The sequence below is a fragment of the Lacticaseibacillus hulanensis genome (assembly GCF_004010095.1).
In the GTDB taxonomy this organism is placed as follows: domain Bacteria; phylum Bacillota; class Bacilli; order Lactobacillales; family Lactobacillaceae; genus Lacticaseibacillus; species Lacticaseibacillus hulanensis.
On sequence record NZ_RRYD01000047.1, the window covers coordinates 1 to 14501 of the forward strand.

The window sequence follows — 14501 nt, forward strand, 5'->3', positions numbered from 1 at the left end:
TTTCATTGTACAAGGACTCAGGCTGTGAGTCTTTTCTATTTGGCTAATTTGTTGCACTTACATTGTAAATTCGTCACATTGAGTACTTACACATATAATTTCGACCTTGATATCAGATGGATATTAGGTGCCTTAGTAGCGCTTTTTGGACTTTCTATAGTGTTTTCTTCACTTTTATCATTGATTATTGTGATGGAACTTCAGAATGACAAAAAATTAGATAGTCGATTAATCAAGTTGTTTTGGACTGGCTTTTTGGGATTATTAATTGTTTGGCTGTTAGTGCTGTTATCTATATGGCCCGGATCACTAACGTATGATTCTTACACTCAGTGGGGGCAAGCAAACGGATATTATGCACTGTCGAATTGGCACCCTATTTTTCACACGTTGCTCATAAAGCTGTGCTCGTTGTTATACTTATCGCCAGCATCTTATTTAGTGTTTCAAATTATTTTGGGATCTTTTAGTGTTTCGTGGGTAGTGTATAGACTTTGCCGACGGGGGCTCCCATTTTGGCTTGGAATTTGTACATTAATTGGCTATGCAATATATCCTCTCAATGGAATTTACATGAGTACAGTTTGGAAGGATATTCCTTACAGTATTATGTTGTTACTGCTGTTCTACTTGGTTGCTGAAATTGTTCAGGATGGTGAAATTAACCGACTTAGTTGGGCAAAAATATTAGCACTAACTTGCTTATTGATTTGTACTGCCTTAATTAGAAAAAATGGATTATACGTTGTTCTGATTGTTGCAGCATATTTGTTGATTTTTAAAAGATCATTAAAAACTTTCGTTGCAGTAGTTGTCACTCTATTTGGAATATTTGGATTTAACTATGTCACGGACGCGGTCTATCATGTCGCAAAGAGTCCCACAACAGAAATGATGGCTGTGCCGTTGCAACAAATTGGTGCGACTTACGCTCATAATGGAAATATTAGTCAAAAGAATCAAAAATATTTTGCCCAAATATTACCAGCGAACGAATGGAAAGAAAGATATAATCCTTATACTGCTGACAATTTAAAATTTTCACCAAACTTCAAAGGTTATATTATCAATGAAAATGCTGGCGATTTCTTGAAGCACTGGTTTGAACTACTTAAACACAATAAGGTTCGTTTTATTATGGCGTATGCTGAACTTTCAGCTGTATTATGGAAGTACAATTTACCTTCTAATGAAGTAAATGGGTTGATGGGCGGTGGAGAACACCCTCGAATTCAACCTAATGATGAAATGCATGTAAAACAGTACATGCAAGTTAGGAACAACCCACAGAAGTATTTGCGCCCACTTTATGAATCAAATGACAATATTCGAAAGAGCAACGGTCAAAATACTATTTCATACAGCACATTCGTTCACAGGTATCTGACGGCTAATAAATCATTGTTGTATGACAGCAAGATTCCAATTGGAAACAAAATTGTCAAACATATATTCGTTTCTATTCAGGAAAAATATGTGAGAATACTTGCTAGTGGTGCACTCGCTCTACTAGTAACGTTACTTGCGCTTTGCGTCGCAATTGAAAAGATAGGCTTTTGGAAATCAATTGCTATGTTTTTAGTTCCTGCCATTAATTTTCTTACCTTGGCGATTTCTGCGCCAGCGCCAGTGTACAGATACGTTTATAGTTTGAGTTTTTCATCATGGTTAATAATGCTATTTGTAGTAACGTTGAAAAGCAAACGGACTGATACTAAATAGTTGGTACTGAATATTTGTAAGTGCGTTGTTCTCATGGGAAGCGTTCCGTTACTGTCGTATAATGAATGCATAGGAATTTCTTGATTTTGGCATTTTCCCTTGCACTTATCATCTCGTAACGGAGGACTTATCCATGGTTTATCGGCATACTGACGTTCAACTGTCTTTAGAATCGTTTGATTGTTGTGTGGGCACCTCGCTCATTCCATGGTATAAGCATGGAAGATGCATACCAATCTGTATTTAATAAGAGCGCCGGACGTGCTGCAAAACCATTTCGTGAGTTGCACGCTGCCGAGATGATCAAACAGCGGGCACATTTATCAGACGCGAAGCTGGTGGAGGCCATTCGCGACACGGTAGCGTTTCAGTACTTCATGGTAAGAACGCGTTACGAGGACAAGATTCCTTTCAATGCCTCAACTTTGACCTACTTCCGCCGTCGAGCCTCTAAAATCTCCGAATTGATTCGCAACATCATCACTGACTAAGTCCGCGAGAAGCTAGAAGCGATTGTGCCTGGAGCTCAAGTGCTGATTACTGATGTCACAGCTGTACCAATTCAGATTAAGTTTTCTCAAGATGCATCCTTACTAAACAAAGCTCGGCCGAACTTTGAAGACATAGTGCTTAATATGGCGCAAGGACTACAGGTTGCAATCCTGATGACTTATAAGCGCCTAGCTAAGGCAACATGGACTGAACATTCACGCCACCCTGGCGGTCAGGCCAATGCCCGGCGCAAACGAATCAAAGCACAACTACAGTACATTCGACGAGCTCTACGCTACGTGGATGAGTTGTTGGATCAAGGTGGGCAGTCACATTTGACAGAGTACCAGATCAATGGGCTAGCAATTATCCGTAAGGTCTACAATCAGCAAGAGTACATGTATAACAACAAGACTCATAGTGTTCCTGATCGGATTGTCAGTCTCGGTTAACCGTATATTCACCCGATTATTCGCGGTAAAGTCAAGGCACGCGTTGAGTTCGGCGCCAAGATTGACTGTTCAATTTAGATGGAATCATTGACGTTGAGCGTTTTGACTTCGAGAGCTTCAGCGAGAGCACTAACCTAGTCGCAACCATCGATTATTAGTGGGGTGTGGCGATATTAGTCATAAAATGTAGGCGAAACTACATTGTAAGGATCTTCCTTGACATTCTTGTAATATGAAATGTTTTTCTTTTTTATCGAGATTCCCCCTAATTAGTATAGGGTAACCATTGAGGAGCACTTATGAAAAGGACAAGCTTATTCAGGTTAACAACTACCTGCTTGTGTGCATCATGTGTAGTTTTGTTAATGTTTTGCAACACTAATAAAATAATTGTGTATACGATTTCTTTTATCTGAGTTTTGAGGCAATGTTATCGTGGTTAATCTAGCTGGTTGAGGCCGGTTAATAAATTTGTGGAGACATATTTGTGAAAATTAAATCAATTGTTTTAACAATTTGGCTGTCATTGTTTTATCCGTTCACCTATTTACTGAAGTTGAACAAAAAACGTGTGGCGTTCGTGTCACTGGAACACGATAAATTGGCGAATGATTTTGAGCTAATCTATCAACAGCTTGAAAAGCAGTCCGATATCGATTTACGGACTTCGTTGTTCAAATTTACGCCTAATCTGATTGGTAACGTGAAGTACGCATTTGCGTGTGTGCATCAGCTTTTTCTAATTCAGTCCTCTGCGGTAGTGCTACTTGATTACAATAACTATGTCGTTTCGCGTTTTCCGCATCGTAAAGGCGTACGAATTGTTGAATTATGGCACGCAACGGGAGCACTTAAGAAATTTGGTAATGAAGTTGCACGAGACTATCGTATTAAGAATTATGATTATGTTATTGCTAACTCAGCTTTCTTCAAGCAACCATACGCAGCGGCGTTCAACATCGATAAAAATCGTGTTGTTGTGACGGGTATTCCTCTAAACGACAAATTGTTTGATGACCAGTATAAGTCCGAAACGCGTATGAATGTTTTGCAGAAGTATCCACAGCTGGTTGGTAAAACCGTCGTCACTTACGCACCGACATTTCGTGGCCGAATTGGCACCAAGATTATTGAGGCGCCAGGTAATGTTGATAAGATTGCGAGCTTATTAACTGATGACTATGTAGTTGCATACAAGCCACATCCTCTTGTATCGAACGTAATTGATACTAAGAATTCTCGAGTACTCAGAATTGATGACATTACCATCAATGATTTGTTTTGTGCTACCGATATTCTTGTCACTGATTATTCTGCGATTACGATTGACTGGATGGCGTTTAACAAGCCTGTGATTGCTTTCACGCCAGACCTAGATAAATATGCGAATACCCGGGGCTTGCTGATTAATTATGAGCAGGAATTCCCGGGTCCCATTACCAAGACTGAGATTGAATTGGCTGAAACAATTATGAGTACAGATGTGAATAGCAATAGCGACAAACGGGCTAAATTTAAAGCAATGGTTTACGAATATGACGATGGTGAGTCAACTGCACGAGTGGTCGATTTCATCAAAAAAATGATAGCTTAGGCGTACAATAAACATTGCTTTGGTCAAGATGTCTGTACGGCGGATATTAATATCAAGTTAGCAACCCACAACCAGTTTCATATGAAACAGAAAATCAATTAGAATTTGTGTTATCATCTGAGTTCATACACAATCAACGAAAAAAGAGTGTAGCGGCAGATGATGGATCTGAATGAAGGCGGCCACGCAAAGTTACCACCTTTGCCAAACATGTTGCCACCTAGTGCCATGAAAGTTACCACAAGAATGCCCACCGGCAAACGAAAGTCGGTGGGCATCGTTAGTTCTGTTGACTATTCGGCTTCTTCCTCCAGAAACCCGTCGATTAGCTTTACGCCAAGCATCACGGGCTCATCCTAACTGATTTGCTCATCACTAAACCAGATTACGTCGATGTCGACGCGCACTTTATACTAGCTCGATTTCAAACAAAAGCGGCAAATAACTCCAGACGCGGGCAGCTGGCCCGCCGGAATTGTTTTCCCCGGAAAACGGTTCTTTTTTTCGCTTCCATGCCCCATAATCAGACGTGAAGCATACGGATTGGAGGATCCAATCATGATGAAGAAAAGTAGGTTTTATAAACTAGGAACGATGGCACTCACACTCACGCTGTGTGGCGTTTTGCTTGCGGCGTGTGGCGGGAGCAAAAGTAACAGTAAGGGCGCTAGCAGCACCACTAAAACCAGGTCTAGCAAGCAAGAAAAGAAGCGCGCAAAGCCGGTCAATGCTGCAGATGAACAAATTGACAGCATCATGAAGCACATGTCGCTGCAGGAAAAGGTTGGCCAGTTGTTCCTGGCGCGTGTCCCCGCGACTAATGCGGTGATGGACGTGCAGACGTATCACTTCGGCGGTTACCTGTTGTTCGGCCTAGACATGGCGGGGATGACGCAAACAACGCTGAAGTCGAAAATTCAGACGTTCCAGCAAAATAGCAAGATTCCGCTGCTCATTGGCTCCGATGAAGAGGGTGGCACCGTCAGCCGGCTGAGCTCGAATCAGCTGGTTAGTCCCGTATTTCGTTCGCCACATAACGTTTACGCTAGCGGCGGCATGAAGGCGGTTGAGCAGGACGCGACGGTTAAGGCCCAGAAACTCAAGGATTTTGGCATTCAGTTACCAATGGCACCAGTGGCTGATGTGGTCACGAATCCCGCGGCGTTTATTTATGACCGCACCGTTGGGTTGGACGCGCAAGGAACCAGCACGTTCGTGAAGACCACGGTGACTGCTTTGCAAAATAACGGTGTGGCGGCCACGCTCAAACATTTCCCGGGTTATGGGAATAACGCCGATTCACACGTTGGGATTGTGACCGACACTAGCAGCATGAAGGACCTCAAGCAAACTAACTTTAAACCTTTTGCCGCGGGGATTAAGGCCGGGGCCGACAGTGTTCTTGTGTCGCACAACATCGTGAATGCAATTGACAAGAAGCACCCGGCGTCGGTTTCCAAAAAGGTGCACAAGGTACTGCGGAAACAGCTGCATTTCAGAGGAGTAATTCTCACCGACGATCTGGACATGGCCGGGCTCGCTGATTTTGTTGATCAAAAGGATGCCGCGCTCGTTGCACTGCAGGCTGGCAACGACATGGTCATGACCTCGCATTATGATACGCAGATTCCGCGCATCATGGCGGCAGTTAAGGCCGGCGATTACAGCAAAAAGCAGCTGAATGCATCGGTGAAGCGGGTGCTGCGGATGAAGCAAAAGCTGGGGATGCTGAGCAGTTTTTGACAAATAAGCGATGCCTAAACCAGTTTGTGACTGGTTGGCGCACCGCTTATTGCCACTTTCCGCCCATAGTCTCATCCCTCCGCCTGTTCACTCGTGTATAATAACAACTAAGACATACGCATTTTCAATGAAAAGCGGGGTGAACGCGTTGAAAGTAAAGACCCAATCGAACTTAATGAAGACGTTGCTCGTGGTCGTACTGCTCCTAGCAACGGCGGGCTTCGTGTTTGTGTGCACGAAGATTTCGTTTCTTTTTTCGCCAATAAGCACGTTCCTGTCCACAATCATGGGGCCGTTCCTCATCGCTGGGTTCCTGTACTACTTGCTCCAGCCACTGGTGAAGCTGCTGAACAAACTACACGTGCAGGGGCGCGCGGCGTCAATCATGGCGTTCGTCCTGCTCGTGTTGATTCTCGGCGGCGGTCTAGCCTACCTGATTCCCCAACTGGTCAACCAGGTGGCGGCGCTTGTGCAAAGCTTTCCGAGCTTCCTGAAAAAGACGGATACGCTTGTGCGGGAATTTGCGAATAGCAAGTTGGCTGCGGAATTGCACATCAGTGAAATTCTGAGCTCAGTCAAAATCAACCAGGGCGAGGCCGTGAAGTTTGTGACCACCCACTTCAGCACCGGTGCCACCAGCGTTGGTGCGATTGTGGGCCACATCGGCAACGCACTCGTGAACGTGTTCATGGCGCCGCTGGTTTTGTTCTACTTCATGAAGGACGGCAACAAGCTGTCACCGAACATTCAGCGCTTTTTGCCGGCGAGCTGGCGGCCATTTACCGCTAACCTGCTGCACCGGATGAACTCCACGATGGACAGTTACTTCACCGGTCAGTTTACCGACATGCTGATTGTCGGGATTCTCAGCTGCATTGGGTACGGCATTTCCGGCACGCCATACGCACTGATTATCGGGATTACCGCCGGGATTATGAACATGGTGCCATACATTGGGCCGTGGCTCGGGGCCATCCCCGCCGTCGCCGTTGCCGCAACCGTCTCCTGGAAGCAGGTCCTGTTTGCGGTCATCGTGGCCGTGGCTGTGCAGCAGATTGACAACAATTTTGTCTACCCGAACGTTATCGGCAAGTCCATGGAAATTCACCCGTTGACCGTGCTGGTACTCCTGCTCACTGCCGGCAACATGTTCGGCCTGCTCGGTGTGATTCTGGGGATTCCGGTTTACGCCGTCGCCAAGACCGTGCTCGCTTGCCTGGTTGAAGAACCCCGCATTCCGTTCTTCAACTGGATGCGGACGGACGATGCGGTTGTCGCCGAGGCAACCGGCGAGCCGGCAGATGAACCCGAGAAGGACAGCAACATCGAGATCAAGTAAATCGCCAAACCGGAAGCGGGCTTGGTGTTGCTTGGGACATTACAAATAGACGCAAAGAGGCCACCATCGAGTAAGCATCGATGGTGGCCTCTTTGCGTCTATTCTCGGTTATCGTCATTGAAGTATGCCAAAACTCTGGCGGTGATGCTTTCGCGTTTATCGAACACGCGGAGAATGCGAATCTCATTTGCCCTTGCATCCACACTATAAAATATCACGTTCATATCGGTAAAAACGAATCGGTATTTGTCGGGGAAAACCGCAAAAGTATCTTTAAAAGGTGAGCGACTGCTGAGCCGCGGACCACGGTTGGAAAATTCAGCCAATGAATCTACTGAATGCATAATCGCAGTTAGCGCCTTGTTTGCGGCGTGTGGATCAAATTCACTTTCGATGTAGTCATGGATGATGTGCAAGTCTGCTCTGGCATCATCCATGTATTTGATTGCGAACGTCATTCGAGATTAAATTCCTTTTTGATTTCGTCGCTAGTAAAGTATTTACCCTTTTCGGCGTGCTGCAAACGGGCAAGTAGTTCGGTACTGGCCTGGAGATAATCGTATTGCTCTAAATCTACTAGGGCATAGCGCCCGCGACCGTTCTTGGTCAGAAATACCGGCTGATTAGGTTTAACCTCGTCAAGGACCTTATTGTAGTTGCGCAAATCGGAAATTGGCTTGATGTTCATCATGCTATCACCTCCATGCAAGTATTGTACAATATTTGCATGTTAATTTACAGCAAAGCTAATCACATCGTACTTGCCACCCGGTAGTTACCCTCCGCGTTTTCGATTTCTGCGCAGATGCCGTGTGCTAGCTTCACGCACCCGCGCCGAATTGCGGCAACGTCAGGGTTCGTGAAGGCAATGCGCATGCCGTTTTTGACGTTTTGATCCGGATACAGGGTGGTTGACGGCACGAAGGTCACCTCGTCTTTGACGCGCGCTAGGATTTCCTCGGCGTTTAGTTCCGGTGGTAGTTCAACCCAGACGAAGAAGCCGCCATCGGGGTTAGAGACGTGGACGCTTGCCGGCAAGTGTTTTTGCAGGGTTGCGACCATCGCCGTGCATTTGCGGGCGTAAATCCGGCGCAACGTCTTAATGTGTGCATCCAGGTCGTTGTTTGCAAGATAATCACTGACAGCACGCTGGGTGAGGGTGCTGGATTCCAAATCACTGTTGCTCTTCAGCTGCACGAGGCGGTCGATGATGTCCTGGGCGCCGGTGACCCAGCCAAGGCGCAGGCCGGGGGCGAGAATCTTGCTGAAGCTGCCGACGTGGAGCACGCGGTCGTCCTGGTCCAATTCCCGCAGTGTTGGCAAGTTGGTGCCACGATAGCGCAGTGCGCGGTATGGCGCGTCCTCGAGTACCAGCACGTCATATTTGCGGGCCAGGGCGAGCAGCTGCTGGCGTTTTTGCAGACTCATCACGGTTCCGGTTGGGTTTTGAAAGTCGGGAACGGTGTAAATCAAACGCACGCCGCCACGCGCCAGGGTCGTTGCGAGTTGGGCCATGTCCATGCCGTCTTCCTGAACGGGAACGGTGCAGAATTTTGGTTGGTAGGTGCCAAGTGCTGCAAGTGCGCCGGGGTACGTCGGGCCTTCGACAATGACGCGGGCACCAGCATCCAGCGTCAGGCGCCCGATGAGGTCCAGTGCCTGCTGCGCGCCCTGCGTGATGAGTACGGAGTCAGTGCATGCCGGAACCCCGTCCTGGCGCAGACGGGTTGCCAGCTGGTTGCGCAGCGGTGCGTAACCAGCGGCGCTAGCGTACTGCAGTGCGGCCGCGGTGCCAGCAAGTGCGCGGTTGAAACCAGCATTTAGCTCGGCTTGCGGGAACAGCAATGGATCTGGCAGCCCGCCGGCAAAGGAAACTTGATTCTTCTTCGGCGCGGCCAGCAAATTGCCCAGACCCGCGTCTTTACTTGTCGTGATTCGCTCTGCTAGTTGCATAGTTTCGACCTCCGTGATTGTTATCCGTCGCATCCGCATTACCGGATTCGCTTCCATGCTTTAATCGTAAATCGTTGGCCAACATAAATAAAGCTCAACTATTTCAATTTAAGGTGAATTTAGCTCATCTTGATGCTAATATTCATGATAGAATAAGTTAAACATGGCGCTCCGCCCATCGCTCCTGTTTCGTTGCCGCGGTGTGCGGGATGCAGAACGTTTTGCGGTCAAATCAGTGGAGGTTACTTATGGCAAATTTTTCTTATCAAGTTTTTGCGGCGGTCGTCAGTGAGGGCACGTTTGCCAAGGCGGCCAGTGTACTGAACATTACCCCAAGCGCAATTTCCCACAGTGTGAGCCAGATGGAAAAGGAGCTCGGCTTTCCGCTGTTCATTCGCAGCCGCGGGGGCGTGGAACTGACCGGGGATGGCCAGGCGGTGCTCCCGGTTATTCAGGGGATTTTGAACCTGGAAGATCAACTGCAGCAGGTGGCCGACAACATCAACGGTCTGGCTGCGGGCCGCGTGCGGATTGGCGCGTTCTCGTCGGTTTCGACCAACTGGTTGCCGCACATCATCCGCGCCTTCAAGAAGCGGTACCCTCAGGTGGAAATTGAGGTTATTCAGGGCGGATTCAACGACATCACGGAGCAGGTGAAAAGCGGGACGATTGATATCGGCTTTTCCTTGCTACCAGTTGAGGCGACGGGGGTGGACGTCGAGCCGCTGCTGAAGGACAAAATCTATTGCGTGACCCCAACGGCGTTTGCCCCGGCATCTGGTCGTTACGTTGACGATGATGACATTGCGGGTCACCGCTTTATCCTGCAGCAACAGGACTACGACCGCGACACCAAGTCGGCGCTGGACCGGTATCACGTGTCGGCCAACTCGCTGACGTATTCAATCGATGACCAGTCCATTTTGTCCATGGTGGAATCGGGGCTCGGCCTTGGAATTCTGCCCGAGCTGGCGCTGAACAAGCTGGTTGGGGCCGTTAACACCTACCCGTTTTCTGAACCATTCGCGCGGACGCTTTGCCTCGTGGTCAATGAGACTCAGGCCCAGGCGCCGAGCGTGGCCCGAATGCGGCGCGAGATTGAAACCTACCTAAAGGCGGAGTACGGACAGCGGTACTTGGGCCGGTAAAAAAGCAGGAACCAGTCAATACAAAAACAGGGAGTCCCCATCCACAACTACTGGATGCAGGCTCCCTGTCTTGCATTTATGGTAAATCGTTCCCCGCGGCGAGGTAGAGGCTGTACCATTCCTCGCGCGTGAGCTTGGCTTTGTCCGCTTCGGCGACTTGCGCGATGCGGTTGGCGTTCGTGGTGCCGGCGATGACTTGGGTGTTAGCGGGGATGCGCAAAATCCAGGCGGCGGCAACGGCGTTCACGTTGGTGTCGTACTTGTCGGCCAGTTCGTGCAACTTGGCGTTCAGGTCTGGGAACTTCGGGTTGTCGATGAAGACGCCGGCGAAGAAGCCGTACTGGAATGGGCTCCACGCCTGAATGGTCATCTTGTGCAACCGGCTGTATTCCAAGATGGCGCCGTCGTGATTGACGGAACGGTCATCCGTCATGTTGGTGTGCAGGCCGGCGTCAATCATGCCCGTGTGCATCAGCGATAACTGGAGCTGGTTGGCAATGAGCTTTTGCGGAACGGCCTGCTGCAGGAGTTCGACCTGCATGGGGTTGAAGTTGGACACACCGAATTGGCGCACCTTCCCGCTGTTTTGCAGGGTGAGAAAGGCTTCCGCAATCTCATCGGGCTCCATCAGCACGTCAGGCCGGTGCAATAGCAGCGTGTCGACGTAATCCAGTTGCAGGCGCTTCAGGCTGGCATCCACGGATTCGAGGATGTGCTGCTTGCTGAAGTCGTAGCGGTGGCCGGGCACAATCCCGGTTTTGGTCTGCACGAGAACATCGCTGCGCTTGAAGCTGGCGTACTTTAACGCGGCCCCGAAGATCTTCTCGGCTTCGCCATCACCATAGATGTCGGCGTTGTCAAAGAAGTTGACCCCCGCGTTATATGCGGAGTCCAGCAAGTTAACGGCTTGCTTATGGTCGAGCTTGGTAATCCGCATGACGCCGAGTGCGACACGTGAGGCGGACAAACCAGAGTTGCCTAAATTGATTTTTTGCAAATGGTTCACTCCCTAAGTTTTGATACATTAAGCCTAGCACAAAATCCCCATGTCTGAAAGCGGACACATACGCCTTGTGAAATGTTGCGCTTAAAAAGACAGACGCTCGTCGCGGCAATCATTCCTGGCTGTTGCCACAATGATGAGCGCGCCGGCCATGACGCGGGCACGTTAATCGACCTGCATTCCGGGTTCGGGCAGACAAAACCATTTTAATCACGCCGCTTTTCGGCTATGATTGCCGTATATTAACTGGATGGACTGATTGTTTTGACGTGGATTTTTGTAATGCTTTTGGCGGCACTGGCCGCAAGTATCGTGCAGGGTCTAACCGGATTCGGCTCTGGGATTGTGCTCATGGTGTTTTTGCCGCACATTTTACCGTTCGGCACGGCGGCCGGGGTGTCGACGCTCACCATGTTCGTGCCGACCGTCATCTTGGTTTGGCGGTACCGGCGCGGGTTAAAATTCCGGCGGCTGATTGTCCCGTTTATTGTGTACTCGGCGGTAGCGACCTGGTCCGTACACCTGTCCACTACACTTCCGGTGGGCACACTGAAGGCACTGCTCGGTGGGCTGCTCGTTGCGCTTGCCCTGTATTTCACCCTTGCGCGCAACGCGGGAACAATGAAGTTCCCCGTTTTCGTCACCGTCATTTTTATGGTCGTGTCCGGCTTCTTCAACGGGTTGTTTGGTATTGGTGGACCGCTCATGGCGCTGTATTACCTGACGCTCGCGGAGACGAAGGAGGAGTATCTCGCCAGCATTCAGATGTTCTTCTTCATGGACGGCATTTACGTGACCTCCGTGCGGTTCGCTAGCCACGTGCTGAGTCTGGGCGACCTCAAGTATATTGGCGTGGGGCTGATTAGCGCCGTAATCGGGACGATGATTGCTAACCGCATTGTTGACCGGCTCAACATTGACCGCGTTAAGCAATGTGTGTACGTTTTCATCGGGCTTGCGGGGGCATACTACCTGCTCACGGGCCTGCAGGTGTGGTAAAATTATCGTTGTATTGTGAAAATTACAGGCGGCGTCGCTCTAGCGGTGTTGACCTTAGATAAGTTGCCCCGAATGCGTGAGCAGAAGGGGTACCAGGAGGCAGAAATTTTGGCAGATCGACCAATTCGCGTACGGTACGCGCCAAGCCCAACCGGACACCTGCACATCGGGAACGCCCGGACGGCTTTATTCAACTACTTGTTTGCACGGCACAACAATGGGACTTTAGTTCTGCGGATTGAAGACACAGACACTAAGCGCAACGTTGCCGATGGTGAACAGAGTCAAAAGGACAACTTGCACTGGCTCGGCATTGACTGGGATGAAGGTCCCGACAAGGGCGGCGACTTTGGCCCTTACCGTCAGTCCGAACGTAAGGATATTTACCAGAAGTACATTCAGCAATTGCTGGATGAGGGCCTGGCATACGAATCCTACAAGACCGAAGACGAACTCGAGGCAGAACGCGAGGCGCAAAAGGCTAACCACGAAATGCCACATTACGTCTACGAATACGAAGGTATGAGTGACGAAGAAAAGGCCGCAGCAATCGCCGCAGCCAAGGCAAAGGGTCTTGAACCCGTCATTCGTTTCCACATTCCTGCCGGCCACACCTACAAGTGGAACGACATCGTTAAGGGTGACATCTCCATTGACTCCGATTCTATCGGGGGCGACTTTGTCATCCAGAAGCGCGATGGCATGCCAACGTACAACTTCGCCGTTGTCATTGACGACCACCTGATGGAAATCAGCCACGTGCTGCGTGGGGACGACCACATTGCCAACACGCCAAAGCAGATGGCAATTTACGAAGCATTCGGCTGGGAGCACCCAGTGTTCGGTCACATGACTTTGATCATCAACACCGAAACCGGTAAGAAGCTGTCCAAGCGTGACGAAACCATTCTCCAGTTCATTGAACAGTACAAGGAACTTGGTTACCTGCCGCAAGCAATGTTCAACTTCATCACCCTGCTCGGCTGGTCTCCGAAGGGCGAAAGTGAAATTTTCACTAAGAAGCAGTTCATCAAGCAGTTTGACCCAGAACGCTTGAGCAAGAGCCCCGCCAAGTTCGACCAGAAGAAGCTCGAATGGGTTAACAACCAGTACGTAAAGAATTCCGACGAAAGCGAAATCGCCGGTCTGGCACTGGAAAACCTGATCAAGGCGGGCAAGGTTGAAGCTGACCCAGACGCGAAGACCATCGAATGGGTTCGCCAGGTCACCGACCTTTACAAGCAGCAGATGTCTTTCACCGCGCAGATTGTTCAAGACGCCGACCTGTTCTTCAGCAAGCCAGCCGAACTGACGGATGAAGACATGGCCGAACTGGCTGACGACAACGCCAAGCCAGTGATTGATGCCTTCTACAAGAAGATGCAGACAATCAAGCCATTCTCCGCGATGAACATCAAGAATGCCACGAACGAGGTCCGCGACGAGACCGGGGCTAAGGGCCGTAAGCTTTACATGCCAATCCGTATCGCCACCACCCGCGTAATGCACGGGCCACAACTTCCAGAAACCTTGGAACTGATTGGCCGCGATGAAGTGCTGAGCAACATGCAGTACGTCATGGGCAAACTTAACTAATTAACACATTAAGCAAGGTAGCCAGTATTGGCTGCCTTGTTTTTGTTTACGGAAAAGGGCAGTCGGCGCGGATTACAGGTTGGTGTAACTGACTGCCGCTTCTAAACGAGCTCGGCGTACAGCTGGCGCGGATCAGTAATGTGCTTTGCTCAACGGAAAAGTGGCGTAACTGCGAAAATGATACAGGACAAATTTATTATTACACGCAGGTCGCTGGAGTCTTGCGTGTAATAATAAATTTGCCCTGTCTCGAATTGAAGCTGGCGCCACTTTTCCGTTGAGCAAAACCAAAAAGGCGACAGTGATGCGCGCGAATGAGCATAAAGGGTGAGCGCCAATCGGTTTAGTCGGTGGCTACACAAAAAAGCCGCCCGCAAACGGTTTGCACTAGGCCCTGTCAAGTTGACAGATGAAATATTATAAAATTGAATCTGTCTCTAAGCGGCTTCATTCCAGTATT

At 49.3% G+C, this 14501-nt stretch carries 13 protein-coding genes; 9 read left to right on the top strand and 4 right to left on the bottom strand.

What is annotated here, in order from left to right:
- The 6 genes from EKN00_RS10350 to EKN00_RS10375 all read left to right on the top strand — a co-directional run.
- Positions 1 to 1722, top strand: a 1722-nt coding sequence (locus EKN00_RS10350) for a DUF6020 family protein (protein WP_206611285.1), incomplete at its 5' end; no start/stop codon positions are given.
- Positions 1723 to 1940: 218 nt separating this feature from the next.
- Complete coding sequence (locus tag EKN00_RS10355; RefSeq protein ID WP_127850168.1) at positions 1941 to 2213, top strand: transposase; 273 nt, start codon at positions 1941 to 1943, stop codon at positions 2211 to 2213.
- Between the two features lie 174 nt (positions 2214 to 2387).
- Positions 2388 to 2666 carry a hypothetical protein gene (locus EKN00_RS10360; protein WP_127850169.1) on the top strand — a complete coding sequence of 93 codons (279 nt, stop codon included), beginning with the start codon at positions 2388 to 2390 and terminating at the stop codon, positions 2664 to 2666.
- 487 nt (positions 2667 to 3153) lie between these two features.
- A complete protein-coding gene (locus EKN00_RS10365; protein ID WP_127850170.1) occupies positions 3154 to 4260 on the top strand; it encodes a CDP-glycerol glycerophosphotransferase family protein in 1107 nt (368 codons plus the stop codon).
- 558 nt (positions 4261 to 4818) lie between these two features.
- Positions 4819 to 6003: a glycoside hydrolase family 3 protein gene (locus EKN00_RS10370; RefSeq protein ID WP_241559497.1), complete on the top strand. Its 1185-nt coding sequence runs from the start codon at positions 4819 to 4821 to the stop codon at positions 6001 to 6003.
- A gap of 148 nt (positions 6004 to 6151) precedes the next feature.
- Positions 6152 to 7342: an AI-2E family transporter gene (locus EKN00_RS10375; protein ID WP_164848117.1), complete on the top strand. Its 1191-nt coding sequence runs from the start codon at positions 6152 to 6154 to the stop codon at positions 7340 to 7342.
- 98 nt (positions 7343 to 7440) lie between these two features.
- On the opposite strand, the gene EKN00_RS10380 is transcribed toward EKN00_RS10375, so the two are convergent.
- The 3 genes from EKN00_RS10380 to EKN00_RS10390 are packed head-to-tail and all read right to left on the bottom strand — an operon-like array spanning position 7441 to position 9295.
- On the bottom strand, positions 7441 to 7800 hold the full coding sequence (locus EKN00_RS10380; RefSeq protein ID WP_127850172.1) for a type II toxin-antitoxin system RelE/ParE family toxin: 360 nt from the start codon (positions 7798 to 7800) through the stop codon (positions 7441 to 7443).
- Positions 7797 to 8033, bottom strand: coding sequence for a type II toxin-antitoxin system Phd/YefM family antitoxin (locus tag EKN00_RS10385; protein WP_127850173.1), 237 nt, complete (start codon positions 8031 to 8033; stop codon positions 7797 to 7799). Before EKN00_RS10385 ends, EKN00_RS10380 begins: the two co-directional genes overlap by 4 nt.
- Positions 8034 to 8092: 59 nt before the next feature.
- Positions 8093 to 9295 (bottom strand): aminotransferase-like domain-containing protein, encoded by a 1203-nt coding sequence (locus tag EKN00_RS10390; protein ID WP_164848118.1) that lies wholly within the window; start codon positions 9293 to 9295, stop codon positions 8093 to 8095.
- A gap of 248 nt (positions 9296 to 9543) precedes the next feature.
- On the opposite strand from EKN00_RS10390, the gene EKN00_RS10395 reads away from it, so the two are divergent.
- On the top strand, positions 9544 to 10443 hold the full coding sequence (locus EKN00_RS10395; RefSeq protein WP_127850175.1) for a LysR family transcriptional regulator: 900 nt from the start codon (positions 9544 to 9546) through the stop codon (positions 10441 to 10443).
- Between the two features lie 76 nt (positions 10444 to 10519).
- On the opposite strand, the gene EKN00_RS10400 is transcribed toward EKN00_RS10395, so the two are convergent.
- Entirely contained in the window at positions 10520 to 11440 is a 921-nt protein-coding gene (locus EKN00_RS10400) for an aldo/keto reductase (protein WP_127850176.1), read from the bottom strand.
- 270 nt (positions 11441 to 11710) lie between these two features.
- On the opposite strand from EKN00_RS10400, the gene EKN00_RS10405 reads away from it, so the two are divergent.
- Both EKN00_RS10405 and gltX read left to right on the top strand, forming a co-directional pair.
- Entirely contained in the window at positions 11711 to 12445 is a 735-nt protein-coding gene (locus EKN00_RS10405; protein WP_206611286.1) for a sulfite exporter TauE/SafE family protein, read from the top strand.
- 108 nt (positions 12446 to 12553) lie between these two features.
- Complete coding sequence (gene gltX, locus EKN00_RS10410) at positions 12554 to 14041, top strand: glutamate--tRNA ligase (protein WP_127850177.1); 1488 nt, start codon at positions 12554 to 12556, stop codon at positions 14039 to 14041.
- Positions 14042 to 14501: the final 460 nt, after the last annotated feature.

Excerpts from the sequence above, each read along its gene's own strand:
- EKN00_RS10395 (WP_127850175.1), top strand. The coding sequence starts at position 9,544 with ATGGCAAATTTTTCTTATCAAGTTTTTGCGGCGGTCGTCAGTGAGGGC.
- EKN00_RS10390 (WP_164848118.1), bottom strand. The coding sequence starts at position 9,295 with ATGCAACTAGCAGAGCGAATCACGACAAGTAAAGACGCGGGTCTGGGC.
- EKN00_RS10385 (WP_127850173.1), bottom strand. The coding sequence starts at position 8,033 with ATGATGAACATCAAGCCAATTTCCGATTTGCGCAACTACAATAAGGTC.
- EKN00_RS10360 (WP_127850169.1), top strand. The coding sequence starts at position 2,388 with ATGACTTATAAGCGCCTAGCTAAGGCAACATGGACTGAACATTCACGC.
- EKN00_RS10380 (WP_127850172.1), bottom strand. The coding sequence starts at position 7,800 with ATGACGTTCGCAATCAAATACATGGATGATGCCAGAGCAGACTTGCAC.
- EKN00_RS10355 (WP_127850168.1), top strand. The coding sequence starts at position 1,941 with ATGGAAGATGCATACCAATCTGTATTTAATAAGAGCGCCGGACGTGCT.
- EKN00_RS10370 (WP_241559497.1), top strand. The coding sequence starts at position 4,819 with ATGATGAAGAAAAGTAGGTTTTATAAACTAGGAACGATGGCACTCACA.